Source organism: Promicromonospora kroppenstedtii DSM 19349 (assembly GCF_000515355.1).
GTDB classification, from domain to species: Bacteria; Actinomycetota; Actinomycetes; order Actinomycetales; family Cellulomonadaceae; genus Promicromonospora; species Promicromonospora kroppenstedtii.
In genome coordinates this window covers 116,480-119,406 of sequence record NZ_KI911744.1, presented here as the reverse complement: position 1 = coordinate 119,406, position 2,927 = coordinate 116,480, and the positions used below count along the sequence as shown (strand labels likewise).

At 72.6% G+C, this 2,927-nt stretch carries 2 protein-coding genes and 1 pseudogene; 1 reads left to right on the top strand and 2 read right to left on the bottom strand.

Features of this window, described 5'->3' with window-relative positions:
- Positions 1-616: MFS transporter (locus PROKR_RS24735; RefSeq protein ID WP_157602652.1), on the bottom strand; the 616-nt coding region annotated here is incomplete at its 3' end.
- Positions 617-743: 127 nt separating this feature from the next.
- Here PROKR_RS24735 and PROKR_RS24730 point away from each other — a divergent pair.
- On the top strand, positions 744-2,342 hold the full coding sequence (locus PROKR_RS24730; RefSeq protein ID WP_020013113.1) for an ABC-F family ATP-binding cassette domain-containing protein: 1,599 nt from the start codon (positions 744-746) through the stop codon (positions 2,340-2,342).
- Positions 2,343-2,494: 152 nt separating this feature from the next.
- On the opposite strand, the pseudogene PROKR_RS31930 reads toward PROKR_RS24730, so the two are convergent.
- Positions 2,495-2,927 (bottom strand): annotated as a pseudogene (locus PROKR_RS31930) (SURF1 family cytochrome oxidase biogenesis protein); the annotation flags it as partial.

Sequence of the window (2,927 nt, the reverse complement as noted above, 5' to 3'; positions counted from 1 at the left end):
GGGGCGCGCCGCCGCCCGGGACGGACGGCAGCAGCCACGCCGTGAGCACGCCCGCGACGACGCACACGCCCGTCAGGACGAGGAACGCGTTGCGCCAGCCGACGGCCGTCCCCAGCGACGTCGACAGCGGGACGCCGAGGATGAACCCGGCCGACGCGCCCAGCGTGACGAGCGCCAGCGCCCGCCCGGCCAGGTGCGGGCGCACCAGCCGCGAGGCGTACCCGATGCTCACGGAGAAGAAGACGGCGTGGGCGGCCCCGCCCAGGGCCCGCGCCGCGGCGACGACGGCGAACGTTGGGGCCAGCGCGACGATCACGTTGCTCGCCGTGTAGACGGCAAGGGTGCCAAGCAGCAGGGTCTTGCGTGGCAGCCTCCGCGTCGCGGACGTGAGCGGCAGGGCGAGCGCTGCCACCATGAACGCGTACGCCGTGACCAGGAGGCCCGCGACGGACTCCGAGACGGCGAGGTCGTCGCTGATCAGCGGGAGCAGGCCCACCGGGACCAGCTCGGTCGTGACGGCGACGAAGGTGGCGAGGGCCAGGGCGAACAGCCCGCCGGCTGCCTCGCGGACGTCGCCGGGCTGCCAGCGGGCGGCGTCGGCGCGTGAAGAGGGCATGGGCCCCATGGTGACATTCGTCGCGACCCGCCCGTTGCCGGACCCGCACCCCCTAGACTGGACCGGCCCCCGCCGCCGTGGGCCGATCTCTGTCGTACGACCACCCCTGACCGTGAGGAAAACCTGCGTGATCACTGCCCATGGCGTCGAGCTGCGCGTCGGCGCGCGCGTGCTGCTGAGCGAGGCCACCTTCCGGGTCGCCTCGGGCGACCGGATCGGCCTGGTGGGCCGCAACGGCGCCGGCAAGACCACGCTGACCAAGACGCTGGCGGGGGAGACCCAGCCCACGGGCGGTCAGATCGTGCGCGGCACGGACATCGGCTACCTGCCGCAGGACCCGCGCACGGGTGACCTCGAGGTCGTCGCCATGGACCGCGTGCTCTCCGCGCGCAACCTCGACCGCGTGATCGCGCAGATGCGCGCGACCGAGGGCGAGATGGCCTCGGCCGACCCGGACACGCAGGCCGCGGCGCTGGAGCGCTACCCCAAGCTGGAGGCGCGGTTCCTCGCCGCCGGCGGGTACGCCGCCGAGTCCGAGGCGCAGATCATCACGGCGAACCTCGGCCTGGACGAGCGCGTGCTGGGCCAGCCGCTGAGCACCCTCTCGGGCGGGCAGCGCCGCCGGATCGAGCTCGCGCGCATCCTGTTCAGCGGCGTCGAGACACTGCTGCTGGACGAGCCCACCAACCACCTCGACGCCGACTCGATCATCTGGCTGCGCGACTACCTCAAGGCGTACAACGGCGGGTTCATCGTGATCAGCCACGACGTCGACCTGCTGCGTGCCACCGTGAACAAGGTGTTCCACCTGGACGCGAACCGGGGCGAGCTCGACCAGTACAACATGGGCTGGGACACGTACCTGGAGCAGCGCGAGACGGACGAGCGCCGTCGTCGGCGCGAGCGGGCGAATGCGGAGAAGAAGGCCGGCACCCTGCTCGCCCAGGCCGAGAAGATGCGCGCCAAGGCGACCAAGGCGACCGCCGCGCAGAACATGATCAAGCGCGCCGAGAAGATGCTCGGCGGCCTGGAGAACGAGCGCGCCGCCGACCGCGTGGCCAAGCTCCGCTTCCCGACGCCGGCGCCCTGCGGACGCACGCCGCTGACCGCGAGCGGGCTGTCCAAGGCGTACGGGTCGCAGGAGGTGTTCGCCGGGGTCGACCTGGCGATCGACCGCGGGTCGCGCGTGGTGATCCTCGGCTTCAACGGTGCGGGCAAGACGACGCTGCTGCGCATCCTCGCGGGCGTCGAGGCCCCGGACACCGGCGAGGTCGAGCCCGGCCACGGCCTCAAGCTCGGCTACTACGCCCAGGAGCACGACACGCTCGACATGGACGCGACCGTCGTGGAGAACCTGCGGCACGCCGCGCCCGACCTCACCGACACCCAGGTGCGCTCGGTGCTCGGCTCGTTCCTGTTCAGCGGGGACGACGCCGAGAAGCCGGCGCACGTGCTGTCCGGCGGTGAGAAGACGCGGCTCGCGCTGGCGACGATCGTCGTCTCCGGCGCCAACGTCCTGCTGCTGGACGAGCCCACCAACAACCTCGACCCGGCATCCCGCGCCGAGATCCTCGGGGCGCTCAAGACGTACGAGGGCGCCGTCGTCATGGTGACCCACGACGACGGCGCCGTCGAGGCGCTGGAGCCGGAGCGCGTGCTCCTGCTGCCCGACGGCGACGAGGACCTCTGGAACGACAGCTACCAGGAGCTCGTCTCCCTCGCCTGACGGCAGGGGAGACCACTACTCCGCGGGCCCCGTTGCTCTGAGTGGACAATGTCTACGCAGAGCAACAGGGCCCGCTCTTGTCATGTCTACCCAGAGGCGTGGCGAGGTCTCGACCGGCTCGACCAGCTCGACCAGCGGTTGGCCGGAGCAGCTCAGCGCAGCTGGGACTCGATCAGCGCGTCTTCCTCGTCCTCGGCGCTGCGCCGGCGCTCCTTGGGAGCCTTGCGGGCGCGGACCCCTTCGCCGTCGGACACCTCGCCGGAAGCCAGCAGCAGGTCGCCCGCCGACACGTTCTCCCCGCGCAACGCTCCCCGCTCACGGCGCCACAGCACGATGTACCCGCCCACGGCGCCGAGCGCGAAGATGGCCCACTGGAACGCGTAGGAGAGGTGCGAGCCCGGGTCGGTGTCGGGCTTGGGCAGCGTCGCCAGCGTGACGTCTGGGGCGGGCTGCTCCGACCGCAGCGCGCCGTACGCGCCGACGGTGCGCCCCTCGGCCCATCCTGGGCCGTCGGGCCCGGCGGCGAGCACCTGGGCCGTCGAGATCGCCTGCACCTGGCCGGGCTGCGCGCCGCGGTCGGACGGC